Origin of the sequence: Streptomyces sp. NBC_00210 (assembly GCF_045160975.1) — a bacterium.
GTDB lineage: Bacteria > Actinomycetota > Actinomycetes > Streptomycetales > Streptomycetaceae > Streptomyces.
Map to the genome: position 1 here is coordinate 7,875,870 of NZ_CP108120.1, position 26,027 is coordinate 7,901,896.

General features: G+C 70.3%; 16 protein-coding genes. All 16 read right to left on the reverse strand.

Translation table 11 applies throughout. The features are described 5' to 3' along the window. Window positions 1-174: 174 nt before the first annotated feature. Complete coding sequence (locus OG729_RS35625) at window positions 175-1,122, reverse strand: ornithine cyclodeaminase family protein (protein ID WP_405810101.1); 948 nt, start codon at window positions 1,120-1,122, stop codon at window positions 175-177. A gap of 210 nt (window positions 1,123-1,332) precedes the next feature. After that, window positions 1,333-2,217, reverse strand: a complete 885-nt coding sequence (locus tag OG729_RS35630) for a peptidoglycan-binding protein (protein ID WP_405810102.1) — start codon at window positions 2,215-2,217, stop codon at window positions 1,333-1,335. A gap of 25 nt (window positions 2,218-2,242) precedes the next feature. After that, the gene (locus tag OG729_RS35635) at window positions 2,243-3,829 is read right to left on the reverse strand and encodes a DUF6519 domain-containing protein (protein WP_405810103.1); all 1,587 of its coding nucleotides are present in this window, start codon (window positions 3,827-3,829) and stop codon (window positions 2,243-2,245) included. A gap of 40 nt (window positions 3,830-3,869) precedes the next feature. Next, window positions 3,870-6,026: a hypothetical protein gene (locus OG729_RS35640; RefSeq protein WP_405810104.1), complete on the reverse strand. Its 2,157-nt coding sequence runs from the start codon at window positions 6,024-6,026 to the stop codon at window positions 3,870-3,872. After that, window positions 6,023-9,775 (reverse strand): putative baseplate assembly protein, encoded by a 3,753-nt coding sequence (locus OG729_RS35645; protein ID WP_405810105.1) that lies wholly within the window; start codon window positions 9,773-9,775, stop codon window positions 6,023-6,025. Before OG729_RS35645 ends, OG729_RS35640 begins: the two co-directional genes overlap by 4 nt. After that, on the reverse strand, window positions 9,772-12,939 hold the full coding sequence (locus OG729_RS35650; RefSeq protein ID WP_405810107.1) for a putative baseplate assembly protein: 3,168 nt from the start codon (window positions 12,937-12,939) through the stop codon (window positions 9,772-9,774). The genes OG729_RS35645 and OG729_RS35650 overlap by 4 nt, the downstream gene beginning before the upstream one ends. After that, complete coding sequence (locus tag OG729_RS35655) at window positions 12,936-13,304, reverse strand: GPW/gp25 family protein (RefSeq protein ID WP_266487781.1); 369 nt, start codon at window positions 13,302-13,304, stop codon at window positions 12,936-12,938. Before OG729_RS35655 ends, OG729_RS35650 begins: the two co-directional genes overlap by 4 nt. Continuing rightward, the gene (locus OG729_RS35660; RefSeq protein WP_405810108.1) at window positions 13,301-13,672 is read right to left on the reverse strand and encodes a hypothetical protein; all 372 of its coding nucleotides are present in this window, start codon (window positions 13,670-13,672) and stop codon (window positions 13,301-13,303) included. Before OG729_RS35660 ends, OG729_RS35655 begins: the two co-directional genes overlap by 4 nt. Beyond that, window positions 13,669-14,196 carry a phage baseplate assembly protein V gene (locus OG729_RS35665; RefSeq protein ID WP_405810109.1) on the reverse strand — a complete coding sequence of 176 codons (528 nt, stop codon included), beginning with the start codon at window positions 14,194-14,196 and terminating at the stop codon, window positions 13,669-13,671. Before OG729_RS35665 ends, OG729_RS35660 begins: the two co-directional genes overlap by 4 nt. An 18-nt stretch (window positions 14,197-14,214) precedes the next feature. Next, window positions 14,215-15,354 (reverse strand): hypothetical protein, encoded by a 1,140-nt coding sequence (locus OG729_RS35670; RefSeq protein ID WP_405810110.1) that lies wholly within the window; start codon window positions 15,352-15,354, stop codon window positions 14,215-14,217. Next, window positions 15,347-15,697 (reverse strand): hypothetical protein, encoded by a 351-nt coding sequence (locus tag OG729_RS35675; RefSeq protein ID WP_405810111.1) that lies wholly within the window; start codon window positions 15,695-15,697, stop codon window positions 15,347-15,349. The genes OG729_RS35670 and OG729_RS35675 overlap by 8 nt, the downstream gene beginning before the upstream one ends. A gap of 3 nt (window positions 15,698-15,700) precedes the next feature. Then, a complete protein-coding gene (locus tag OG729_RS35680; protein WP_328681006.1) occupies window positions 15,701-16,366 on the reverse strand; it encodes a hypothetical protein in 666 nt (221 codons plus the stop codon). Continuing rightward, a complete protein-coding gene (locus tag OG729_RS35685) occupies window positions 16,363-17,070 on the reverse strand; it encodes a hypothetical protein (RefSeq protein ID WP_405810113.1) in 708 nt (235 codons plus the stop codon). Before OG729_RS35685 ends, OG729_RS35680 begins: the two co-directional genes overlap by 4 nt. Window positions 17,071-17,109: 39 nt before the next feature. Continuing rightward, entirely contained in the window at window positions 17,110-23,565 is a 6,456-nt protein-coding gene (locus OG729_RS35690) for a DUF4157 domain-containing protein (RefSeq protein ID WP_405810114.1), read from the reverse strand. Further along, window positions 23,562-23,870, reverse strand: coding sequence for a hypothetical protein (locus OG729_RS35695; RefSeq protein WP_405810115.1), 309 nt, complete (start codon window positions 23,868-23,870; stop codon window positions 23,562-23,564). The genes OG729_RS35690 and OG729_RS35695 overlap by 4 nt, the downstream gene beginning before the upstream one ends. Continuing rightward, window positions 23,861-26,014: an ATP-binding protein gene (locus OG729_RS35700; RefSeq protein ID WP_405811394.1), complete on the reverse strand. Its 2,154-nt coding sequence runs from the start codon at window positions 26,012-26,014 to the stop codon at window positions 23,861-23,863. The genes OG729_RS35695 and OG729_RS35700 overlap by 10 nt, the downstream gene beginning before the upstream one ends. Window positions 26,015-26,027: the final 13 nt, after the last annotated feature.

Consider the following 26,027-nt stretch of genomic DNA (forward strand, 5'->3'; position numbering starts at 1 on the left):
CTCGGGCCTGACCAATGGCGAGACCGCCAAGTACCTCGCCATCGCCGAACGCACCGTCAAAGCCCACCTCGCCCCGCATTCTGGCCAAACTCGGACAGCGCTCACGCCTCCCTGCTCTGGGCCAGGCGCAGGCGCTTGCCGTGACCTCAAGCAATCGCGCAGCCTGCCCACCCGCTACGACAAGCCTGCCTGGCGCTGAAGGGACTCGTAGGCGACCGAGGCGACGACGAGGTCCTCCCAGGCCATGCCGACGCTCTTGAAGAGGCGGGGGCGCGAGTCGTCGGCCCGAGCTGTGCCGCGGGCCAGATTCGCGAGGGTCACCAGGGAGTCGGGATCCAGCGCGCCGGACTGCACGGCGAGGATGACGTCGCCGGCTTCGCGCAGTGCGGCGCCGCGGGCCTCAACCACCACCGTCGAGCGGCGCACCGCTTCGTCGTCGACCTCGCGAGCTTCGGGCTCGTGCGATCCCACGGCGACGACCGTCGCGTGCGCGGGCAGCGATGCGCCGTCGAAGAGTGGCGTACGAGCCGTGGTGCAGCACGCCACCAGATCGGCCTCCCCGACCGCGTCCGGCATACCGGCCTCAACCGTGAGCCCCGCATCCCGGTACTGCTCGAGGAAGGTGGCGAGACGATCGCGGTCGCGGCCGACGACCGTGACGCGCCGGACCGGGCGGACGGCGCGCAGCGCCTCGATGTGGCTGTGGGCCTGCGGTCCGGTGCCGAAGACGACGAGTCGCGCGGCGTCCGGCACGGCGAGCAGATCGGCCGCTGCCGCCGAGACGGCTGCGGTACGGACGGCGGTGAGCGCGACACCGTCGAGCACCGCCAGCGGGCTCAGCGTCGCGGCGTCAAACAGCAGATAGTTGCCCTGGATGCGGGGGAGTCCGAGCACGGGGTTGCCCGGCGCCACCGTGGCGATCTTGACGCCCGCATAGCGGTGGGAGTGCGAGGGCATGATCAGCAGCTGACCGTGGTTGACCGGGACGACGGTGCGGGCGGGGTCGGTCTCGGGGTCGAGGCCGTTGCGCAGGGCGTTCTGGATCGCGGCGACTGCGGCGGCCACGGGGAGGGCCGCGCGCACTTCCGCGGCACCGATGACGGCGGTGGTGCCCTGGCTCATCCGATCCTCCATCGGAAGCAGATCGCCCGATGCCTCCTGTGCGCGGAACGTTACCGTGCACTTGCCGTGCCCTCCGCCGCGTCCCCTGGGGCTCCGATCCAGACCCTCCCCCTACGCCCTGCGGGCGCGGGGGGACCTCACGCCTCAAACGCCGGCGGGGCGCGGGAAGTGGGGGGTGGGGGGTGGGGAACAAGTCCGTCCAGGACAGGCTCAGACGTTGGGCACCTTCAGCCTGTCCCAGCTCGACTTTCCCGGGATGCCGTCGGCGTCGCTCCCCGAGAACCCCAGCTTGCGCTGCCATGCGGCGTACGACTTCTGGTCGGCCTCCGACCAGTCCGGGCTCGGCCCGACCTCGTACTGCCCGCAGCCCTCCGCCACCAGCCGCTTCCCCATCGCCGTGATGATCGGGCTGTGCCGGCCGGGCGCGAAGAACGCGGCGCCGGGGAACGGCTCGTGCGCCGCCGGCGGCTGGGTCGGGGGCGGCTTGGCCGGGCCCGACGGCTTGCCGCCCAGCCGGGCCCTGATCCGCGCGCGCATCGAGTCCATCGTGAACCCGCGCGGGTCGACCTTCCCCGGCTGCCACTCCTTGTGGCCGATGACCGAGCGCTGCGACCAGCCGTGCGCGCGGCAGATCGCGGCCGCCGCCTTCTCGATGGCCTCCAGCTGGGCGGCGGGCCACGGGTCCTTGCCGTCGCCGAGGTTGACGCACTCGAAGCCGTAGAAGTACCGGTTGCCGTCGGTGTTGGCCTCGTTGTCGCCCGGCAGGGCGGCCTCGTTGACCACCGCGCGCAGGACGTCGTCGTCGCCGAGCCCGGCGTGGTTGGCTCTGCCGTTGCCGACCATATGGACCGAGCCGTCCTTGGCTATCACCCCGTGGCACAGCGGGCCCGGCAGGCTGGAGTGGCCGTTGTAGCAGATGGCCACTGAGTTCTGGGTGCCTTTGGTCACGGTGTGATGGATCATCACGCCGTGCATGGGGCCCCAAGGACCCTTGTGATTGCGGTTGTGCGTCCGCCAGCTCCGGTGCTCGACGACCTGTAGCCCTTCGTCACGCAGGACCTTGACCAGTTGGGAGGCGGTCAGAGGCGTTGCCATGGTGGTGCTCCTTCCAGGTGGTACGTCACTTCTCGGGCTGTCCCTGCTCGTCCGCTCCCGCCGTCCGTGCGCCCGAACCGGCAGCCGCCGCCTTCTCGGCCGCCGCTGCCTCTGCTTCATACGTGGCCTCCGCCTCCAACGCCTCAGCGTCGGCGGCCGGGACGGGGGCGGCCAGCGGTGCGAACGCCAGGCGCAGATCGGCCACCGAGCCCTCTCCAAGCACCCAGGCCAGTGGCGCATAGTGGACATGGTTGCCCGCCGGGGCCTGCAGCAGAGGCCGCCGTGCCGCGTCCGTCGGCCACTCCACATTGCCCGTCGCCGTCCGCGCGGCCACGGTCCAGTAGTCGCCCGGACGGTAGGACTTGCCCGGCTCGAAGTACACGAACACGCCGTCCTCCAGCGGCAGCCAGCCGCCTTCCTCGATCCGCAGCGCGCCGCCCCGCACCTTGGCGGTGCCCTGCTTCGTACGGCCGCCGCCCGTGTGCCGGGCACCGGGCCGGTGGTCCCAGCGCCGCAGGAAGGGGTGCAGCTCGGGGCGCCGCCCGACCGACGGGTCAGGCTCGGCCGAAAGACGCACCCGGCGGCCCGGCAGGTCGATCTCCTCGATCCGCAGCAGCGGCAGCGGCTCGCCGCGGCTGAGAGAGGCGCTGTCCACCAGCTCCACCCAGTCGCCGACGTTCAGATCGAGCTTGTCGTCACTGCCCAGCGAGGCCAACTCGGTCCAGGTGCCGTCCAGTTCGTCGACCGGGAAGGTCACCGAGCCGTTTTCCCGGGACCACTTGAAGGTGGCGTCCTTCGCCGCGCCGCCCTCATGGATCTCGACGCGGTACAGCTGGTTCTCCTGTCCGCGATAACGGGCGTCCGGCTTCACCAGGCACGGGTCCTCGTCCGCATGCTCGGGCCGCTCGCTGCGCGCCGCCATCCGCGCACTCGGCGCCTGCGCCGCCACCCACTTGGCGAACGCGGCCCGCACCTGGTCCTTGTTCGCCCCGTCCGCCAGTTCCAGCTGTGAGCCGGGCAGCGGCAGCACCTGCCAGACGACCTTCAGCCGGGCCGCGGTGTCGGGCATCGCCGACCCCAGCGCCACCTCGCGCAGCAGCGGGTCCTCGGCCGCGGTCACCGAGCGCTCCCACACCTTCAGATAGGCGAGGTACGGAAATTGGGAGGGCAGCCGGTCGCCGGGGCGCTCCGGGTCCCGGTGGCCGTCGGGCTGGTCCCAGTACGTCCAGGTGGCCGGCGGCTGCGTCTCGGCGGGCGCGTCCTTCTCGCCCTCCTCGGTGCTGTGTGCGTCGTGTGTGTCGTCCACGACCGGGACGCCCGGCTGCGGGCGCGTCGCATCGAGCAGGATGCCGTCCACGTAGTAGCGGCCGCCGCCGATGGAAAGGTCGTCCAACTCCCGGCTGCCGCCCAGAAAGTGAAGTTCGAAGCCGGTGGCGCCGCGCGGGCCGCCGTGCTGCCCGATGAGATCGGCTGCGGTGGTACGGGCCTGCACCAGCTGGATCGCGGTCTGCTCATTGGCGTCGGCGTCCAGCTGGACACGGCCCTGCTGGGCGATCACCGCCGAGTAGTGCCGGTCCGGCCGGAAGGTGATGCGGGAGATGTCTGCGTGCATGGGAAGGGGTCCCCCTCAGGATTGGGCAGTGGAAGTCGTGTCAGGTGACGGGGATGATCCCGGCGTCGCTACCCGCCGGGGTGTACTCGGCGAGCCGGGCGCGCAGACTGTCTTCGCGCTGCGGCTGGTAGAGGTCGTGGAAGGCGCCCATCTCGGAGCCGTCCTCGGCGCCGCGCCTGATCTCCTCGGCACAGCCCGCGGCCAGTTGCCCGTATGCGGGCGTGCCGTACCGCTCGCCGGTGAACAGCGGCCGGACCAGCTGCGCGTTGTCTCTGCCCACCAGATCCGGCTGGCAGCGGTGGCGGCGCGGAGTGCGCGAGCCGGCGGGTACGTAACTGAAGCGCACACAGCCGATGCCCCGCCGGGCCACCCGCATCCGCCCGGTAAAGATGCTGTTCTCGGCGATCTCCACCGCATGCGTGTGGACTTCGCCGATGACGGTGGTGCGGTGCGCGTGCAGTACGGCATGTGCGTGACGGCAGTCCGGCGCGGACAGCGCCGCCCGGTCGTGGCCTGTGGCGTCCAGGATGCTGTCCCGGATGTGGATGGGCAGCGGATCGTGGTTCACCTCGTCGCCGATCACCTCGATGGTGCCGAGGATGCTGCGATCGATGGACACGCACGCGGTAGTGCGATCCAGCACCAGACTCGGCTCCTCGGGGGAGTGCGGATCGCACTCGGGCTCCAGCGACCAGCCCGGCACGAGGGTGCAGTGCCGCAGCACCACCGCCCCGACGGGACCGGTGACATTGAGCCCGCGACCGGTGATCAGCAGACCGTCGAGCATGATCCGCGGAGCTCCGCCCTCGCCCTCCTCCTGGGCCCGGATGTTGAGCGCGTCGGGCCGGTTGCTGTACCAGTCGAGCAGCCGGATCACCGGCCTTGTGCCCTCGGCCGCGCGCAGCTCAAGGCGGTCGCCCGGATCCAGATCGAAGTCCAGCTGCTCCTGGTAGGCGCCGCTGTGCGTGATCTCGATGATGCCGTCCGGGCCGCAGTGCCCGGCCCGCCGGTCGCGCCGCCAGTCGTTGTACGCGTCCATGATCCGCTGGTGGCCCTGGCCGGGGCCGACCCGGTAGACCTTGGCCGCAGTGGGCGTCTCACGCTCGCGCGTGTACTCGCCGCCGCCCGTGTCGTCGGCGAAGGCGTAGTGGTACGTGACCCACACACCCTGCCGCGGCGCGGACCGCGAGCCGAACGCGATCCGGCCGAGCGCCGGGTCGATGGCCACCTGCCCCCGCTTGGGGCGATAGCGCCAGTGGCTCAGATCCGCCACCACGAGGTCCGAGAGCGGCACCGGCTCGTCCTGTCCGTCGCGCCAGATCGTGAAGCTCTTGCCGGGCCCGTAGTAGTCCGCGAGCCGGTCGGCGAGCTGACGGCGCCGGATGTACGCGGGCACATTGTCGATCGTTGCCACGTGGGTCGCCGACGGCTCCGGTACCGGCCTGGTCACCAGTGGCGTGTCATTGCCCAGGATCGAGAAGGTGTAGAGACTGCGGGCCCGGTCGATGCAGTACGCGGGCGCGCCCGTCACCTGGTACGGCTTCAGCCGCCAGACGAACAGTCCGACCCCGGCCGGGGAGTAGCCGCCTTGCGTACGCGCCGAGTTGGCGCGCCGCACATTCACGGACCGGGCGACCGAACCGAACGGACCGCCCGCCAGATCGAGCGCGCCCCCTTCGCGTACGTCGACGAGCCTGCCGCGGGCACGCCGGTGCGCATTCGTGGCGTCCGTGCCCGATCCGTACAGCTTCACCGGCTGCTGGTGGGAGACCAGCCGGGAGAACTCCACGGCCCGCGAGGGCCATCCGGCGACGTCCTCGGCCAGCTCCTCCAACAGGGCGAGAGTGCCCTTGCGCCGTCGGTTGGCGACCGTGGCGGCCACGTCGCGGCGCGGCGCCAGCGCCTCGGCGAGGCGGCTGCGGGAATCGCCGTCCCCGCCCTCAAGGCCCTGCGCCTGCACGCGCTCATATCCCGGCAGTGGGGAGTAGCCGACCAGATCGCCGAGATACGGCAGCACCCACGGCGCCGCGGTCTCCACGAACCAGTCCTCGTAGCTCTGCTCGACCCCGTCGCGTACCCGGTCGACCTGTTCGGCGATCACGGCCAGCAGAGCGCGCAGCGGCTCACCGTCCTCGGCGTCCCGCAGGCGGTGCCATTGCGGGAGCAGATCCGCGAGGCCGTCCGGTTCCCTGGTCATGAGGTGACCTCCGTCAGAATCAGCGTGTCCGCGACATGCGGGGAGAGGATTGACAGCTGGGCCGGCCGGATGCCTCGGAACACGAACACCGCACGGCCCTTCTTCAGCCGCCGGGTATCGGTGATGTCCGGGTTCAGCCGCAGCAGTTCGGCGAGCGGGATGCCGTACCTGGCGGCGACCTGTGTGAGTGTCTCGCCCTCATCGGCGGTGACGTGGTGCACGTCCTCGTCGTACTCGGCGAGCCGCGACCCGACCGAGGTCTGTGGCTCGGCGAGCGTTTCCGCCAGGCCGGTCAGCCCGCCGGGTGTGACGGAGGCGGGGACTCCGGTGAACAGGTCGACGTCCACATAGTCGACGCCGGGCACCGAATGGGCGGTCGCCAGTACCTGGGACAGCCGCGCGGGACGACCCAACTCGCGCCGCCCGCTGCCGAATTCACGCAGCAGCGCCTGCCGCAGCCGCGGCTCGACCACACTCCAGGTGTGGTCGCGGGCGACCTTCACCTTCGCCGCGAGCAGCAGCAGCACCAGCTCGCGCACGTCCACCCGGACGGGTAGCCGGGAGTCGCCGTACTCGGCGAGCGAGGAGCGCAGTGCGCGCAGCACCTCGGAGTCCTCGGCCATCGCGATGTCGTCAACTCCGGCGACCGTCACATGCAGCACGCGCCGTCGGCCGTCGAAGATCTCGCGGGCCGTCGCCCGGCCGATGCCCGCCCGGGAGCGGGCGAAGTCCTCGTAGTCCGTGACGGACACCAGCCGGTCGAGGGCGGACACCGCGAGCGGGATCGTGCGCCGGGTCAGCCCGGGGCCGTCGGCGTCCGCGCCGCCCGTCGCGGGCTGCGGATTGGTGACCGCGGTGACGCCCAGCGGCCGGGTGATCGCCTGAGTGATGCGGTCCGCCCGGACATTGGCGGCCCTGCCGGTGCCGAAGCGGTACCGGGCCCGCACGTTCTCCTGCCCGGTGGGCAGCCGGGCGCCGTGCACTCCGTCGCCGAAGGTCACGGTCGTACGCCCGTCCCCGGCCGTCCCCGACACATAGACGCGTTCACGCGGCCCGCGCCCGGCGAGGCTGTCCACCTCGTGCCACAACAGCCCGTCGACACGGACCTCCAGCGTGGGCGTGGCACCCAGGGGATTGGCGGCGGGCAGCCAGGTCAGCGGCGACTGCCAGAGCGCGAAGGTCTGGTTGATGCGGCCGGCGTCGCCGCTGCCGACCGGCTCGTCCCGGCTCTCGCCGTGCGTGGCGGGCACCACATTGCCCTGGATGCGCACCGTGTCACGGCGGTAGCGGTAGGCCAGATCAGTGGTGAGCGTCAGCTTCGTATGGACATGGTCGCCCGGCAGATGCGGATCGAGCCGCTGCTCCACCGAGGCGATCACCGCCAGTTCGGTGCCGCGCACCCCGGCGGTGTTCGGGATGTCGGTGCGCTCGCCCGACACCACCAGATGACGGCCGGGCAGCAACCCGTCGTACAGCTCCGCCAGTTCGAGCTCGTTTCCGTGCACGTCCTCACCCAACGGCTCGTCCGCCGGTCGCAGCGCCTGACCGCCCGCATGCACGGTGGCGTCCCGGATCGCGGAGAGCAGCACGTCGTGCTCGTCCAGCCAGGGATCGGCGAGCGTCAGCTCGGTGCCGCGGCCGGTGATCCCGTAGTTGGTGTACGCGGCGGTGCGCACGGCCGTGACCCGGGTGGTCACGAGCGCGAGCTTCTTGTCGCCGGGGATGCCGTCGGGTTCCCCGGTGCCCTTGCGGGGACGCTCGATCGCGACCCAGCTGCCGACCGTGATCCCGTCCTGCACGGAGTCGAGCGGAAGAACATGACGGTTCGCCTGCTCCGGCACGGTCGCGATGCCGATCTCGACATTCGCGGGCTCGCTGCCGACCGTGTACCGCGCGGTCACCTCCACATCGCCGTGCGTGACCTGCTTGTGGTCACCGGGAGACAGCAGCCAGTTGAGCGGTTGGCCGCTCTGCACGGCCACATGCACCCGCCCGTCCTCGGCGGGCCTCGACACGAAGAGCGTCCGCTCCGGAAGCCCGTCGGAGAACTCGGCCGTCACACCGGGCTCCTGAGAGTCTGCGGGGCGCCTGGTCAGCCAGCTCAGATCGTGGTCCTGGCCCACCCTGGTCTGCAGCGAGACCCTGCCGGGCCCCAGACCGAAGCTCGTCTGAGTGGGCAGATTCTCCGAACGCTGCCACGAGGACCCGGTCTCGATGTGCTGGAACTCGGCGCGCACCGGCACCCGTCCGGCCGTGTCGTACACGATCCGCATCGTGGTGAGTTCCCCGCCGCTCACGGGCCAGTCCGTCTGCCGGATCACCCTTCCGCGCTCGTCCTGTACGGGCTTGAGCGGTGCCGTCGCCCCGAACGGAGCGGCGGTCACCCGCATCGCCTGCAACTCGCGCAGCAGGGCGGGCACCGCAGGCGCGGCGCTCCGCCACGCCGCGTACATCCCGTCGGCGACCCGCGGGTCGAGCGCGGACAGCAGCCGGGCTCCGAGATCGGAGCCCGGCGCGAAGTAGCGTGCCGGATCGTGGGCCGGCGTGCGCGCGCCCGACGGTGGCCGCACCACACGGGTGCGCAGCGCGGGCAGTACGGCGCCGAGCGCCCGCATCGCCTCGGAGCCCGAGGCGGCCACTGGCGACTGCGGGCGGGAAGGCTCCAGCTCGGCCGCCCGCTCCCTCAGTTCACCGACCACCGCCTCCAACTGCTCGAACCAGGTGGCGACTTCTTCGTACGGAGCAGCGATGGCCTGTGCCTCGGCGAGCCGGTCGTGCGGTTCGGCCAGCCGCGCGGCGAACTGCGCGGGTGTCCTGATCCCGTCGAGATCGGCGCGCAGCGGCGCCAGCACCTGAGCGTCGAAGTCCTCGATGATCCGGCTGACCGGACGCGGATTGGGGTTGTCGGGAGTCGGCTCGCCCTCCTCCACCTCCCGCTCGTCCTCGGTGATCCACTCGAGCAGTCCGGCCACCAGCTCGGTCAGCGACGGCGGCGCGGACTGCGGCAGCCCGATCGCCGTGATGTCGTCGCCCCGGTCGATCCGGATGCGCGCCACTGGCAGCAGCAGCCGCTGCCCGGCCGTGTCCCCGTCCGCTCCGAAGACGAAGAGCAGCTTGTCCCCGGTCTGAAGGGACGTACCGGTGCCCGAGACGAAGATCTCGGAGCGCCCCCGCAGATCGTCCGGAGTCAGCAGGGCGGGTCGGCGCCGGCGCACCGCCAGCTCGTTCCAGGCCGAGCGAGCCACCAGGTCCTCGCTGGTCTCGAAGGCCTGCGACTCCTCGTCGGACGTGGTGGGCACGCTGTTGCTGCGCGCGCCGCGCGGGATCAGCACCGGCACGTCCTCGGCCCGCGGATCCCGGTCGAGCGTGTACGCGAGATGGGTGTCGGCGGCGATGCCGGGCCGCGGCCGGTGTCCCACGAGGCGTCCGAGCAGGGCCAGCGAGCGGTGCTCGTCGGCGGTGCGCAGATAGCCCTCGTCGGCGATGCGCTCGGAGTGGAAGGTGAGCAGATCACCCACGACCGCCCAGGAGTCGATGAGTCCGATCGCCGGGTCGTCCGGTGTGCGGACGGTGAGCCCGCGCAGCGCCGGATACGCGGGTGAGGCGAGCCGGTCGAGCATGGCCGCGAGGAACGAGCCGTACTCGCCGACCCGGTAGTCCAGGGCCGTGCGGCCCGGCCTGTTGTACAGGGCATTCGGCGCATGGCGTTCGTCGTGCCCGCCGCAGCCGCAACCGCAGGAGCCGTTCATCGGGCACCTCCGCCGAGCTCGATCGACAGCCGGCCGAGTTCGGGCCGGTCGGGGTCGTTGTCGCAACGCGCGATCTCCAGCGGGCCGAGCCGCAGCACGCCTGCCTCCAGTGCGGTGTCATCGAGTGGATCTTCGTGGAACAGTCGGCGCAGCCGCGTCACCCGTACGCTCTCCACACCCTGGACGGCCGCTGCCGCGGCCACCAGACGGCTCAGCCGCACCGGTTCGCCGAACGTCAGCGCGTCGGGATGGAAGAAACCGAGCCGTCCGCCGGAGAGCGGGCGGCTGCCGAGGAGCCGGTACAGCTCGGCGAGGATCTGGCCGTGCTGATGGCCGGGCGCCGCACACACCGCGAGCGCGATGTCCAGCGGCACCGACCTGGCCGGACCCACCACCAGGTCGTGGCCGATCCGGCGGTGGCTCTCCAGCGCGTACGCCACCGAGTCGAGCAGCTCCGGGGACGGATCCCCGCTGCCCAGTGCGTCGACGGCGACATGCGCCTCCTGCACGCTGCCGGTCCAGCGGATCTCGGCGGCGGCGCGCTGCACGCCGGGCAGCTTCGACGTCAGCGCCGCATAGTCCTCGGCGGTGACGGCCCGCAGCCGGGTGCGCTTGAGGTCGAGCGGGGCGAGCTGGCGGACCTGCTCGACCGGCTCGGGTTCGGTGCCGCCGACGGCCGGCAGCGGATTGCGCACCCCCGCGACGGGCATCGGGTCCCCGGCGTCGGAAGCATCCGGATCGCGGCACAGAACCAGATGGTTGATGGCTTCCGCGCCGACGTTGCCCGCGATGCCGCCGCCGAGCCGGTAGTGCAGCTCGAGCCGCGCGCCGGGCGCCGGGCGGGCGCCGTGCCGGCCGTCCCCGAAGCGCAGCGCGATCCGGCCGTCGTCCTCGAGCTCGCCGACGAAGTGCCGCTCGCGCGGGCCGCTGTCGAGCAGATCCCGCTGCACCGTCCAGGTCTCGTCGCCGTCGATGACCGTCACCGCGGGCAACGCGGCCCGCGGATCCGGTACGAGCGCGGCAGCGGGGCCCCGCAGCACGGGCTCGTCCGGGTGGAGCCCGGCCGCGTACTCGGGACCCCAGGTGTGCGCGATCTCCCACGCGATGCCGGCGTCGAGCACCGCGCCCGCCCGCGAGCGGGCCGTCAGCACCTGGAGCCGGCGCAGCTTCGCGGCCAGCAGCCGCTCGCTGCGGTGCAGCAACTCCCGCAGCGCACGCACCGGGTGACGGCGCAGCTCAAGACGCTCCAGCACCCGCAGCCCGAACAGCACGGTCAGCCGGGCGATCTCCGGCTCGCTCAGCCCGTCATTGTCCCGGGCGCTGCGCCACAGCTCCACAAGCCGCTGCCGCACCCGGCCAGGAATGGCCGCAAGACGCTCGGCCTGCCCCGCCGACACATCGCGCGGCTGGGGGAACGGCACGGACTGCACGACGGGAGAGCGCTCCAGCACCGGCCTGAAGCGTGGTGCGATGCCCGGGTAGACGACCTGGGCAAGCAGCGTCTGGAGCGCCTCGGCCTGGGCATAGGCGGTGCCCGGTACGACCTTCTCCCGCCGCCGGCCCGCGAGTTCCAGGCCGAGACCGGCGCGGCCGGTGGCGTCCTCGCCGACGACGGTGAACAGCTCCCGTATCTGATCGGCACTCAGCAGCCGTCCGGAACGCGTCTGCTCCAGGCGGGCGTTGATCAGGTCCGCCGTGGCATTGCCCTCCTTGCGGTCCCAGCAGCCGAAGCCGGACGGATCGCAGGACCCGAGGACGGCGGGCGCGGCAGGCACGGTGACCGTCTCCGGGGTGCCGTCGCAGAACGTCAGCGACCGCCCGTGGTCGACGAGCACAACATTGCCGCGCGCCACGCTCACATCTTCCACCGGATCGCAGTGAGGGCCGCCGCGCGTCGAGAGACAGACGGGGAACGCAAGCGCGTCCTCCTGCGCCCAGGTGACCTCCAGCAGGGGCTGGTCCGCCAGCCGGTCCACGGCCGGGGTCACGGAGGTGAGGCGTAAGGCCTGACGGTGGGCGGGGTCGGCGTCGCCCGGCGTCCCCGAGCGCGCCCCCAGCACCTCCTCGATCAGCAGCAGATCGCCCGGGGCCAGCGTCAGCGACCTGGCCGAGCACTCCTCGTCCGCCCACTCGTCCCGCAGCGTGGCCGCGGTGGCCCCCTCGGGCAGCGCGCACACCTCGTCGCCCCAGGTCCAGAAGCGGATGGTGTTGTGCTCGGGCCGCAGCACCAGCGGCTCCTCGCGGACGACCGGCTCGAACACCTCCACCGAGCCGCGCTCGTCAAGGACCGCCAGATCCCGGTCGTCGATGACGGTCCCGATGTCGGGCCGGTCCCGCGGCCCCAGTGTGCGGACGTCGACAGCGGCGAAACGGAAGGAGCCGGGCAGCAGCGTCAGTTCCCGTACGGTCTCGACCGCGACGAAGGCGCGGGCGTTGACGCCGTCGTGCATCGGATAGTCGATGAGCCGCACATGACGGCGTACGGACACCCGGCGGCGTGCCGTGTCGAGATACGCCTCCGTCGCGACCGCGTCCTGCTGATAGCTGATCAGATCGCCGGTGTGGGCCAGCAGTTCGACCAGCGTCGTGCCGAGGTCGGCGGCGTTGCGCTCGACCCAGTCCGGGGTGGTGAGCGCCAGCCGGTCCAGGATCAGCCGACGGATCGACTCGTAGTCGCGCGCTGTGTAGTCGATGACCGGCGTGGCCTTGAGGGTGGGCGGGCAGTCGGTCTGCTCGTCCTGGCTGTCGAAGGGCGTGGGGCAATCGGGACGGAACTCGAACTCCGCCGAGAAATACCGCTGGTCGAAACCGGGGAAGGGCTCGGTGCCCGGCCGCCCGTACGGATCCGTGTCCACCACCGAAAGCGTGTACCGGGAAGTGTCGCCGGTGCGGTCCAGCGTGACGTACAGCCTGTCGTCGAGCTCCGGGTCCTCCTCGCGCTCGACGGACACGTCGACGGCCTCGATGCCGGTGATCCGGCGGCCGCCGTCGATGCGTATGTTCTCCGGGCACAGCCCGTGGGGCGCCTTGCCGAGGAACGTGACGGTGAGCGTCAGCCCGTCGTCACCGACCTCGACGGCGTCCACACCGCCGAGCTGCGCGGCCCGTACCTTGGCGCGCCTGCCGTCCGTACGGCAGACCAACTCCTTGCTCGTACCGCTCATGCCGGGCCGCTCCCCTCGAACACGTCGTCGCGCCGGCTCGCGGTGGAGCGCACCACGTAGCGCAGATACACCCTGACCACGTTCTCCTCGCTCACCACGTCCAGGGCCTCCACCTCGATCAGTTCACCCAGCCAGCGCTGCAGGGACGCCTGCACCGACAGCTCCAGCGCGGAGGCCAGCTCGGGGCTGTTGGGCGTGAAGACCAGATCGAGCAGCCCACAGCCGAAGTCGGGGCGCATCACGCGCTCGCCGGGGCTGGTGAACAGCAACTGCTCGATCAGATCCCGCACATGCTCGTCGTACGCCGCGTGCGCGGTGCGTCCCCGCCGGTCCGTGCGGAAGGGGAAGGCGATATCGCTCCTCATCGCGACGACACCCCCCGCGCCGAGGCGGCGACCACCGGCGGGCCCTGCGGCACCAGCGCGGCGCTGAAGCAGAGCGCGGACGTGCCCTCCAGCAGCACGGGTGAGCCGTCGATGAGCACGCTGTCGCGGTGCGGCGTCCAGCGGACGGTGGCGCACGGATGTGGCACGCCGTCGACCGTGTGGCGGCAGCCGCTGACGATGAAGACGTCGGCGGCGGTGGGCACTTGATGGCCGTCGATCCGGACGCCGGACGACGGGGCGGAGGCGGGCACGACGCGGCCGCCGTGCGGGCAGCTGATCACGCTGCCGCCGTTCACGAGATTCCCCGACAACACGTAACTCCCCGTTCCCTTGGTCCTGGTGCTCATCGCTTCTTCGGCACGATCAGCCGGCCCTCGTTGATGTTGACCTCGTCGCCGATCAGCACGATCGACGCCCCCTTGCCGTTGCCGATCGTCACGCCCTTCTCGTCGATCTGGATGTACGCGCCGCTCTTGGCCTCAAGGAGAATCCCCGTACCGCCGGGCACGTCCGACATCACCAGCTTGTGAGCGCCCGGCGTCTGGATGACCACGGGCTGAGAGCCGGGCAGCTCGGCGCTCGCCCGCGGCGGCAGCTCGGAGGCGTCGCCGTACCAACTCCCCGTCCAGATGGGGAAGCTGGGATCACCCTGCTCGAACTCCATCCACACGCCGGCGCCGATCTCGGGCACGACATACTGACCCGCCTGCCGTCCGGTGAACGGCAGACAGGGCAACGCCCAGGTGGAGGCCTCGTCGCCGAGCACATCCGGCACCTGGGCCGTGATCCGGCCGAGCTTGAGCGGATCCCTGTTGTCGATCACCCGCCCCCGGAACTTGCCGAGAAACCGGTTGTTCGGTCCTGCAGCCATGCGAAGTTCTCCTGGTCTTTACGGTCGTACGGTGCTGCTGCGGGCGATCAGTCCTTCACGTGAGAGCGTGAAGTTCTGCTGGTACGAGCCGGGCCTGAGGTTGTGCGTCACGCTCTTGACGTAGTAGTCGCCGTCGTACGTCACGCCCGAGCCGCGTACCCCCACCAACTCCCGTGGCCGCAGGACATATCCGTGCCGGTTGACATCCAGCGACCCCGACCCGGAAATCGCGTCCGCGGACGTCGCGGCCCTGGCGAGGGTCTCGGCCTCGGCCTGCCCGAGCTCCTTCTTCGCCGTACCGGAAAGGGTCTTGCGCTTGAGTGCGGGGGAGGCGCGGAGGCCGAGCGGTGGCCGCAAGGGGCTGATGTCGGGCTGTGCCAGCAGCCGCACGTCGCGGGTGCGCGGGTCCTGGACGCGGGCCTGGGGCTCTTCCCTTGCCGTCCCGTCGTAGGCGAACGTCAGCTGGTCGACGGTGGAGTTGTTGTCCATGTTGACGTTCAGCGCATGCTGACGCTGCCCGAGCCGCTGCTCGGGACCCCAGAAGGCGACGGACCGGCCGATGCCCGGACCCGGCTCCAGATAGAAGGTGTATCCGTTGGCGCGGGCCAGCTCGTTCAGATACTGCAGATCCGTGCCGGTCTGGTAGTCGACCCGCAGCTGCTCGCGAGGCGGCTGATGGATCTGCTCACGGATGATCCAGGGATCGATTCCATAGTCGGCGTACTTCCGCAGAATCCGCTCAACGCGCTGTGCGGGGCCGAGATTCGGATACCGGTCCGTCCGCTCCTCCAGGTCCATCAGCAGGGTCAGATCCTCACCGGTGACGGTGAGCGTGGTCTGCCCCGGCTGATTGCTGGCGCCCACTTCCTGCCGCACGATCAGCCCGTCCAGGATCACCGTCGACGTGCCCTTGACGGATGTCGTGACGATCACCCTGGTCTTCGGATCGAAGTACCCCTCGGGCAGCAGCCGCTGAGTGATCAGCCCGCGCTTGGTCAGATCGAAGGCGAGCTGGAACCCGCTCCGTTCTCCGGCGGTCATGGTGATCTGCGCGGACAGCAGAGCCTCGGCCACCTCGGCCGGCACCGGGCGGGTGAGCTTGGGCCCCATGTGCAGGGTGAGATGGACGGGCCCGCTCCCGATGGGCTCGTCAGCCATGGAACCCACCCGGCAGAGGAATGTCGATCGTCCGCCCCGGCTCGGCGGTCAGCTCCTGCGGGTCGAGCACGGGATTGGCGTCCGCGATCTGCCACCACTGCCCGGGGTCGCCGAAGTAGCGCTGCCCGAGATGATCGGGCCGCTCGCCACTGCTGACCGTGTGCGGGGCGGTCTCGCCGGCGGCCTCGCTGAGCGGAGGCAGCAAACGCCGCTTGGTGTACCGCACTTCGGTGCCGTCCGGGAGGCGGTGCACGTCGATCTCCGCGTCGTGGTACCGGCTGGTGCGGGGGTAGGGATGTGCCCCCGGGATGGCGTCCAGCGCGCTCTCATAAGGATCAATCACGTCCTACAGCCCCCGTCCAAGACCGAGCTCGGCAAGCCGACCGCCCCGCGCGGCGGCGGCGAGCCGTTCCTTCTGCGCCAGATGCGCGAGATACAGATCGGCCCCGCGGTGCCCGGCGGGCAGATCGCTCACGCTGAGCACCTTCATGCCGATGCCGAGGCTCGCCCTGATCGGATTGAGATTGACGTCGAACGCCGACTCGTTGATGGACAGTTCGGTGAGCCGCACGGGCATGACGCGCTTGCTCCCCCAGGTGAAGAGGGTCAGCGGCATCTCGATGGGGCTGATCTCGATGGTGCCCTTCTGGGTCCGGCGGGAGGCCTCGCGAAGCTGAGCGCTGGTGGGATGCACGAGCATCTCCAGCGTCGCGAGCTGCGGATGAATCCCGTCGGGCGCGGCGACCTCGAACTGATCGGTGGCATCGATCTCGGCGGTGAACTTCCAGCTCTCCTCGGCGGGCCCCTTGAGGCGTAGGGCCTCGTTGCGGTCCCCTCCGCTCCCTCCGCCGCCCGCGTCCCCGGAGCCGCCGGCGGACTGGGGGGCGAGGGAACGTTCGAGGGTGTCGGGGTTGAACTGGAGGACGATGATGCGCTGGGGGGTACCGCGCTCGGGGTCGACGACGACGATGCCGGAGCGGATGGGCTTGGGGATGTCTGCGTAGCGGGTCACAGTCGTTCCTCCAGGCGGACCAGAAGACTTGAGTAGTCATAGCTGGGAAAGATTCGCGGAAAGACGTCCAGCATGTGTTCGAGGTAGCTGACTTTGCTGTGAAATTCGCCCCCGCGAAGCGAGATGTCGGTGTAGAGGTACTGCCAGCCGTAAGTGCCTTTGGTGAGGATCAATGCCTCAAGATACTCGCAGTACGTGATGTCCATCTTGATGAAGTTGGTCGGATAAGGATCGCTGCCGATGTCCGCGATGTCCTGGTACCAGATTTCCAAGGGTGTGACATGCGGCTGCATTCGAATGTATGTCATCATTCCCGCACCGGAGCGAGGCGTGTGATCAAAAAAACGCAGCTGTGACAGGAACTCCCGCTGGAAATCCGTTGTTTCCTGCCCTCCGGAGGGTCCTTCCGGCTGGTCGAATACGTCGTAGAAATGGAGGAGACTGAACTCTCCATAGATTTCCGGGAGATCCCCGGACGTCTCCCACCGGCCTCCTAGATCCGTGAACCGCAGAGAGCAATTGAGCAGACGCTCGTCGAATTCCACGCCTTCCCAGTCGGGGTTGTGCTCGTACAGCGGCAGCAGGTCTTCGACGGGCTCCGCCAACTCCTCGGAGCTGCCGCATTGCGCTTCAAGGAAGGGGCTCGTGCGGATTTGCTCCAATGATGCTGCGTGCCGTTGCTCGTTCGGGGTGAGGATCTGCATGACGCTGGCTTTCTGTATGTGATCAGGGTTGTGGTGCCGCTAGAAGGTGAACAATCCAGCAACGTAGCGCGCTTCAACCTGGTCCATGCTCTTGTCGAGGTTGTAGAGGCTCTTCCCAGCTTTCGATTTGAAGCCCGCAAGTTTGGTGCGCATATCGACGATGTCGCTGAACGCCTGGCCGCCGGGACCTGCCTTTGTTCGTTCTTCCATGACTGCGTCCATGAAGACTGCGCTCTGCCTGAGAGCGGCCTTGATGGACTCCCGGCTGTCCTTGTTGATGTTGACTGTGGCCGGCTTGGTGCCCGGGACCGGCGGGGGTGCGAAGTCGATCGCGGCTGTCATCCTGGCGGGCAACTGCTTCCAGTCCGTGTGGTTGATTCCGGACCCTCGGCCATTCCTCGCGTACAGGCCCCACTGGGCTTCCAGCCGCTTCGGGAAGCCTTCCGGGTACTTCCCGGTCGGGTACGCCCTGGCTGTGCCTGAGTAGCGCGCCAGGGATACCTTGTACCAACCAGGCACCGGCGGATTGGCGTTGGACTTGCTGCCGAATGACTGCCCTGCGTACTTCTCGATGCTGTTGTAGAACGCCTTGTTGTCCTCGTTTCTGGCCGGTACGAAGTTGGTTGTTTTCGCCGCTCCGCCCACTTCGCGGGGTATGAGGTGCATGCGGTCCCACTGCGGCCCTGCGGGGTTCTTGTTGAACTTGTGCAACTCCAGATAGTCGAAGCCTTCTGTGGTCTGCCCGCTCGGCTCCCGTCCGTGCTCTTCCGCATAGACCGGGTTGATGTATTTTGCATTGGTCTCCGAGCCGGGCCGGACCCCCGGTGGGGTCCCATTCCGGGGCAGGGGCAGAACCACGGGCCGCGGCAGTTGCTGGTGCTTCAGGTAGTCGCGCAGGTTATCCGATATTCCGGTGATGACTGTGCGCCCAGGGTTGAGAGTCGCGCGCACCTTGAAGTCCGCGCTGCCTTCCTTTTCCAGGCTGGTCAACCGGTACCACTTGCGCAGGGCTGACAGGAGCAGTCGATGCGCCAGTTGCGGGATGCCTGGCTCCAATCGCCCCTTGAGGATGCGTTGGAGTCGGGGCAGGATTTCGTCCAGCCGGTCATGCTTGGCCTGTTGCGACTTCTCCTTCTTCTTACGGTTGTCGCGTCGCTGCTTCCTCCTGTCCATGTGGTTCTTCTTGTCGTCACGCATGCGGTCGCGCTTCTTCTTGAAAAAGTCACGCACCTTCTTGGCGCTGTTCTTGAGTGACTTGCCGAGTTTGGACTTCCGAAGTTTCTTGCCGAGCGCCTTCCTGGCGTTGCGTACTTTCTTGAGGGCCGACTTAACCTTGCCCTTGATTTTCTGGAGTGCCTTGCCCAGTGGGGACTTCGGCCTGCGTGGCTTCGCGCGCTTCGGGGCCTCCGTCTCCTTCTTCTTCTTGGGGGTGTCGGGTGCCTTGTCCTTCGTCAGGCCCGGCTTCTGGTCCGGTGTGCGGTCTTTGGCCGGGGCGGAGTCGGGGCTGCGCTCCTGCTGGGCCTTAGCCGACTCCCTGTCCTTGTTCAGACTGTCCTCGGATGCGTCGCGGCGCCGCTCCCGCTCCTTGTCCGGAGTCTTGCTCGTCGGCCTGTCATGGCTCGTGGTCTGTGGGCTGCGGTTCGCCCCCGACCCCCGGTCCGTCGACGTCGACCGGTTCTTCGGGACCCGCGGGCCCTTCGGCTTCGACGGGCCCGTCGGCTTCCTCAAGGACTCGACCGCGTTCCGCACCGCACCACGCGCCTTGTTCACCGCGTTTCCCGCCGCCTCCTTCGCGCCCTTGCCCGTCTTCTTGAGGCCCTTCGTGATCTTCTCGGCCATCACTTTGAGGCGCTTGCCGACGCCCTTCGTCGCCGAAGACAGGCGGATCATCAGGAAGTTGGCGATGAAGTCGAGCAGGGCGACGATCCCCGCCGCGACCGCCTCCGCGAACAGGCAGGCCGCCGGGCCCGCCTTGACCGCCTTCAGGTAGGCCCAGAACTTGCTGAAGGCGTTCAGGATCGAGCTCAGGCTCTGCCACGCCGCCATCAGGCCCTGCACGATCGTGAGGATCGCCCCCGCCGCCGGGACCAGCATCGAGACGACCTTCTCGATCACGATCGAGGCGATCATCATCGGCAGCGACGCGATGATCGCGTCCCACGCCATCTTGCCGATCTGCTTGATCGAGACGCAGCCCTTCACCAGGACGTCGATCACGGCCTTGCCGAGCCCGAGGATGCCCTCGACCTTCGTGTCGAACCACCGCTTCACGCCGGTCTTGATCGCGCCCCAGAGGTGGTCCTGAATACCGGACTTGGCCGAACTCCCCGCCTTGCTCAGCCAGCCGCCCGGGTCCGGGGCGATGTCCGCCACCAGCGCGGCGAACTTGCCCAGCGCCTCGATCGCCGCCTGGGCGAACTTGATCGCGCCGAGGATGACCGCCTGATAGATCTTGATGACGGCCTTGATGCCCGCCTCAAGGACGTCGAGCAGTGCGTTCAGGCCCGCCGCCAGCGCGTCGAGCAGCGCGTTGACCGCCTTCTTCAGGCCGTCCGCCAGCGCGTTGACCCCTGCGATCGCCTTGTCGCGCAGGCCCTCGATCGCCTTGCGGAACTTGTCTCGCAGCTCCGGGAAGGCCGCGAGCAGCACGTCCCCGATGGCGATCAGCGCGTCCGCCAGCACATTGATCGCGCTGATGGCGAGGTCACGTACGAAGTCGATGGCCTTGTTGGCCCACTCCTTGAACGTGTCGATGATGCCGTTGACAAGCTTGCGCGCCGCGTCGAAGACCTTGGTGACCGCGTCGAGGATCGCGTTGAAGGCGCTCTTCACCTTGTCGGCGACCCAGCCGAAGAAGCCCCTCGAGGGCTTCTCCTCCTCCTTTTTCTTCTCGGCCTCCTTCTCCGCCTTCTCGCGCTCCGTGTCGATCTGCGCGTTGTCCTTGTCCTTCCGGTCGCTGACCTCCTTGTCCTTGTCGTCGCGGGCCTTGACGATTTCCTTGTTCTTCTCGGTGTGTTCCTTCTCGGACTTCTTGTCCGCGTCCTCGATCTTCTGGTCCTGCTCGGTGCGCCAGTTCTCGCGCTCGCGCTGGGCGTCCTCAGCCGCTCGGCCGCGCTCGGCCGTCTGCTTCTCCGCGTTCTGGGCGACCTCGCGGTCGATCTCGGTCTGCTTCTCCTGCTTGGCCTGCTGCTCGCCCTGCTGCTGTTCCTTCTCCTTGGTGACCAGATCGCCCTGGGCCTGGCCGGCGGCTCCCTGGATCTCGCTGCCGCGCTCCTGCTTGGCGACCGCTCCGACGCCGGGCTTGGGCGCGGACCCGGCCTTCAGATCGCCTCCGCCACCCCGCCGTCGACCGCCCGTGGCTTTGCCGACCAGCTGTTCCTGGGGCGCGTCGGGGAAGATCTGGTCCTCGCCCATCGGCTTGGCCGCGTCCTCGCGGCCCGTGCTCTGGATGTCGGACTGCTTCTCCTTGAGCGCCTTGGCCTGGTCGTCCGTGCGCTTCGGGTCGCTCTCGCCCTCAAGCCTGATCTTGGGGGCGGGGCCGACCGTCTTGTTCTGCAGTTCCGGGTCGACGGTCGGGACGGCGTCGGCCGCGGCATCGACGTTCTTCGCCTCTTCGGCGGTCAGTTTGTCCGCCACCGGGGCCGGCGGTGGGGGAGTGTTGTCGGTGGGTTTCGCGCCCTCCGCCTTCTCGCTGCCCTTGGCCTTCTGCTTCTCGACCCGGTCCTCGGGCCCGAGCTTCTCGACCTTGCCCGTCACCGGGGCCGCGGGTGCGGCCGCCTCGGGCGGGCCCGACTGGGTGCGCGGGGCACCCGAAGGGCGTTCCCGCTTCGGCGGGTTGGCGTCGAGCCGCTGCTGCTCCTCGCCGATCTTCTTGTCCGCGGCGGCGTCCACACCGGGCATGGCGGCCGCGGCCTGGTCCGGCGCCAGCTTGCTGACTGTGCCGATGGCGGCCTTCGGATCCTGGCCCGAGACGTCGGGCGGCTCCTCCTGCTTCTCCTCGGGAGCGGCCCCACCGCCACCGCAACTACCGCCGCCCTCCTCCTTCTCCGCCGCGGGCTCCGGAGGGGCGCAACCGCCGCCGTCCTTCTCCAGCGACGCCTCAGGCTGGGCCTTGGTGCCCTCCGGCGCGGGAGCACCGAACTTCCCCGGGCTTTCCGCCTGTTCGGCCGCCGGACTGACCGCGGCCTGCGCCGCCGAGGGCGCCCCGCCGGGGCCGGTGGCCGCGCTCGGGCCCGCCGTACCGCTTCCGCCGACCACACCGCTCGGCGCCGCTCCCGGACCGCTCTCCTTCGGCACCGCGCTCTTGGGGGCCGACGCCTCGTGGTCGCCTTTCGCCGAGTCGGCGACCCGGCGGGCGGCAGGGGAGGGCCTGCGGTCCTCGGCGGATGTCCGCTCCGTGTGGGCGCCTGCGGGCGGGGTGGCGGCGGCCACGGTAGCGGTGCTGCTGACATCCGGCGCTGCGGAAGCATCCGCCCCAGGACGGGCCTTGGCGTCCTGCTGCTCCTGCTCCTTGCGCTCCTCCTGCTGGTCCTCGGCGCTCTTGGCGTCAGGCTGCTCATCGCCGTCGCGTTCCCCGCCGTCGGCGTTCTGCTCGCCCTGTTGCTGCTCCGGGTCCTGCTTCTCCGCCTCGGGCTCCGGCTCCTGCCTGCCCTCGGTCTCCGGATCGGGTCCGACCTCCTGGTCCACCGGTTTCTCCGGCTGGAGGTCCTTCTCGCTGCGGTCCCCGGCCTCGGCCGCCGGGCCGCCCTCAGGCTGCGGCGCCTCACCCTCGACCGGGCCCATCTCGGCACCCGGCGGCTTGGCCTCCGCCTCCGGGGCGTCCTCGTCCTCTTCCTCCTCGGCGTCGTTCTCCCGCTGCTCCTGGACCTGTTCGGCCTTCGTCGGCGGGGGAGTGGGGAAGGCCGGCACCGTGGCAGTGGGGTTGTCGGCCGTGGGAACCGACGAGACGTCGAGATCGGTGTCCGGGAGATAGTCCTCGGGCTTCAGCTCGGTCTCGGCCGTGCCGCCGCCCTTGGCCCGGTCGCCCTCCTCGCCGCCGATCTCCCGGTCCGCGCCCGCCTCGAGCCCGAGCGGCTTCTCCTCCTCGCGCGGCTCGCCCTCGTCCTCGTCCTTCTCGTGCAGGCCGTGCTCGGACAGCGCGCTGTCCGACTGCTCCGCCCGCTCGTCCACCTTCTCCGGGCGTACGGGCCCGGGCTGCCCCTTCGCCTTCGGGTCGAGGTTCTCCTGCTTCGAGCCGTCCGCCGGCTTCTTCGCGTCGTCCTTGCGCTTGCGCTTGTCGGCGCCGGGGGCGTTCGCCTGCTCCGGGTCCTGCTCCTCCCGGTCGCGCTGTTCCTTGCGCTCCTCCTTGGTCTGCTCGGCGCCGTCCGCCTGGCCCTGCGCACGCTCGTCCGCGGCCTCGTCGACCCGCTGCCGGTCCTGGTCCTGCTTCTCTTCTTCCTGCTGCTGTTCCTGTGCCGCCTGCTGCCGGGACTGGGCGCGTTCGTCCTCCTGCTCCGTGCGCCGGGCGGCCTCCTCCTTCTCGGCCGCTGCGTCCGACTGTGCCCTGCTCCGGTCGCCGCCGCGCTTCTCGTCGCGCGCCCTGGCGTCCTTCTGCTCCTCGCTGGAGTCCTCGGCCCGCTTGTCCTCAGCGCCCCGGCCGCCTTCCTCCTTGCGCTTCCACTGGGTGCGCTCGACACCCAGGAGCTCGAAGAGATCGGTCTCCGGTTCGGGCACCTCGGCAGGCTGGAGGTCGACGGGCCCGGTCTCGGACTCCTCGGCGAGGTCGAGCAGCCGGTCGTACTCGTTGGAGAGCAGCCGCACTTCCAGCCGGTCCAGCACCGAGTCCTGCAACTGCGGTGACATCCGGCCGAGTTGGAGTCGCACGCGACCTGACAGATCCGCCGGGTCGCCGCGCAGCGAGCGCAGTACGCCATTGGCCAGCCGGTCCACCAGCGTTGCGGGGTCCAGCTGTTCCATCCGGGACCGGTCGGCGTCGACCGTGGCGTAGCGCAGCCAGCCGGGCGTCGACTGCTCCGGCTCCACTTCGGGGGCCTGCTCCTCGCCCCGCACGAGGGCCTGCGCCGCCGACTCCGCCTCGCGCTCCATCGCCTGCTGCGGCAGGCTCACCGCACCCAGGTCGCGGCCCGCGCGCAACGCGCCCAGACCGCCCGGGTTCTGCACCGTGTGCAGCAGCTCATGAGCCAGCAGCCGCTGCCCGTTCGCAGTGCCCGGACGGTAGGTTCCCTCGCGGAAGAAGATGTCCTGACCGACCGCCACCGCGTCCGCGCCCAGCATCTCGGTGAGCTGCCCGGCGTCGCGGTCGGTGTGCAGGCGCACCCGGCTGAAGTCGTGGCCGAGCTGCTCCTCCAGCTCCCGCCGCACGCTCAGGTCGAGCGGCTGTCCGGCGCCGCTGACGATGTTCTTCGGCTCCGGTGTAAGGGACTTGGCGCGCTCCTTGCGCTTGCGCCGCCGTTCGGCCTGGGCCGCCTGCGCATCCTGGGCATGCGATGTACTCATCGCGGCTCACCCCGCCCCGAAAGTCCGGCGTGCACCGCACGTGCCAGCGCCTCGCCGAGCCGTCCCGGCGACGTGGTCCTCGGCAGCGGCGGCAGCCCTGACAGCGCTTCCAGGGCCCGGCCGCCGTCCGCCGCCAGCGGCACGCCGCGCTCCCGTACCAGCCGTGACAGCTCCGCCTCGAACGCGGCCGAGACCCGGTCCGGGTCGAGCCGCTCGAAACCGTCGAGCACCAGCTCGCCGATGTCCACGCGGATCGTGCGCTCCGCAAGGCGCGGTGCCTCGCGCCGTGCCTCGTTCAGACCCATCCGTGGACCTCCGAGGGCGTCAAGGAGCGGTCCAGCTTGAGGTATTCGGTTCGCGCCGCTTCCAGCATGTGACGCATCTGGAGCCGGTCGCCCTCCTCCGCCGCCAGGAAGGCGCCCGACAGCGCGATATTGCGGATGGAGCCGCCCGCCACGGTCAGCCGGGCGAGCTGCTCGGGATCGATGCCCTTCATCGGTGCCCGAGCGGGCAGCACTCGCCGCCAGATCTCGGCGCGCTCGCTCTCACCGGGGAAGGGGAAGTCGACGACGAAGCGGATACGGCGCATGAACGCCGTGTCCAGGGCCTGCTTCATGTTCGTGGTCAGGATCGCGAGCCCCCGGTACGCCTCCATCCGCATCAGCAGATAGCTGACCTCGAGGTTGGCGTACCGGTCATGGCTGTCCTTGACCTCGCTGCGCTTGCCGAAGAGCGCGTCGGCCTCGTCGAACAGCAGCAGCGCGCCGCCGCGTTCGGCCGCGTCGAAGACCTTGCGCAGGTTCTTCTCGGTCTCGCCGATGTATTTGCTGACCACCTGCGAGAGATCGATGATGAACAGATCCAGGCCCAGTTCCTTCGCCATCACCTCGGCGGCCAGGGTCTTTCCGGTGCCGGAGCCGCCCGCGAAGAGCGCGGTGACGCCGAGCCCGCGGCGCAGCGTCTCGGCGAACCCCCACTCCTGGTACACGGTCGAGCGCTGACGCACATGCGCGACGATCTCGCGCAGAATCCGCAACTGCCGCTCGGCCAGCACCAGATCGCCCCACGCCGCCCGCGGCTCGATCCGCCGGCCCAGCTCGTCCATGCCCATCCGGGCCTCGGTGAGCCCGGCCCGCCAGGCAAGAGCGGTGGCGTCGAGTTCGTCCTCGCCCGGCAGATCCCGTACGACAGCCGCGCCGGCGGACCGGATCAGATGCGGCGGCAGCGAGAATTGCTCGACCAGATCCCGCAGATCCTCCTCGCTCACCTCCGGTACCTCCGCGAACGCGTCTGCCCACACGCCCAGTTGCTCATCGCTGTCCAGTGGGGGCACGGTCACGCGCTCGCCCCGCGGCCGGGCAGTCTGCCGGGGATCGAGGCTGGAGACGACGAGCGGAACGGCCGCGCTCTCGATGAACGCGTCCGTCGCCGCGGCTTGGTCGCGGTCGAGCTCGCCGACCTCGACGAGCAGGGCGGCAGGCAGCATGATCGCCTCGCGCTGCCACAGCCGCGCCAGGCGGTCGCGCTCGGCCGGATCGGTGGGCATGTCGTCGGCGGCCATGGAATAGAGCCCCAGCCCCGAACGGCGGGCCGCCGCGGCGGCAATGTCGGCACGGGTCCGCAGATCGCCGCCGACCAGCTCGACCCGCAGCGGAGCATGCGCTCCGGCTCCCGCCCAGCTCGCGGCGACCTGACTCGCCGCCAGATCGTAGGAGGCGGGCAGGGACTCCGGTACGGGCGCACGGCGCAGCAGTCCGTGCAACCGGGAGTCCAGATAGGGCGAGCCGACGAGGAAGTGCAGGATGCGCTCGTCCAGCCGCAGCCGGGAGGTCGTCAGCCGGGTCTCGTCCTCCAGCTCGACGAGCCGCCAGCGGCGCAGCGGGGCAACGGGGGTCAGCGCGCTCCAGTGGGCGCCGTCGAGCGCGGCCAGGGCGAGCGAGAAGGTGGGGTGGGCGCGCTCGGGGTCCCCGCTCGCGGCCGCACACCGTCCACCGGTCGTGGCGTCGAGCTCCGCGGCGGCGGCCAGCAGGACGACGTCACGCTCGAAGGGGCTGAGCCCGAAGCAGGCGACGAGCGAGTCGAGCGTGGCGGGGCGGCGCACGCCGGGGGCCGCTGCGCGTAGGCCCTGGGCTGCCGGTGCGCCTCCGGCTGCGGCGGTGGGGGTGCTGCCTTGGGCCGCGAGTTCGCTCCGCGGAAGGGGCTCGGCGCCCGGGTCACCGCCCTGCCGTCCGGGCCCATCCGCCGCGGCGGCGCGGTGGGCACCGGCGCCCGGAGCGTCCGTGCCTGCGGGGCCGTCGGCTCCGCCGGCCGCGGGGCTCTCTCCGCGTCCCGGCCGTCCCTGCGCCCGGGCCGCATGGTCGTCGACACGGGTGAGCACGGACCGTACCGCCGCGAACAACGCACGGCCGTCCGCCGTGGTGGACCCAGCCGTCCCGTCGAAAGTGCCCATGCCCTCACCCGCC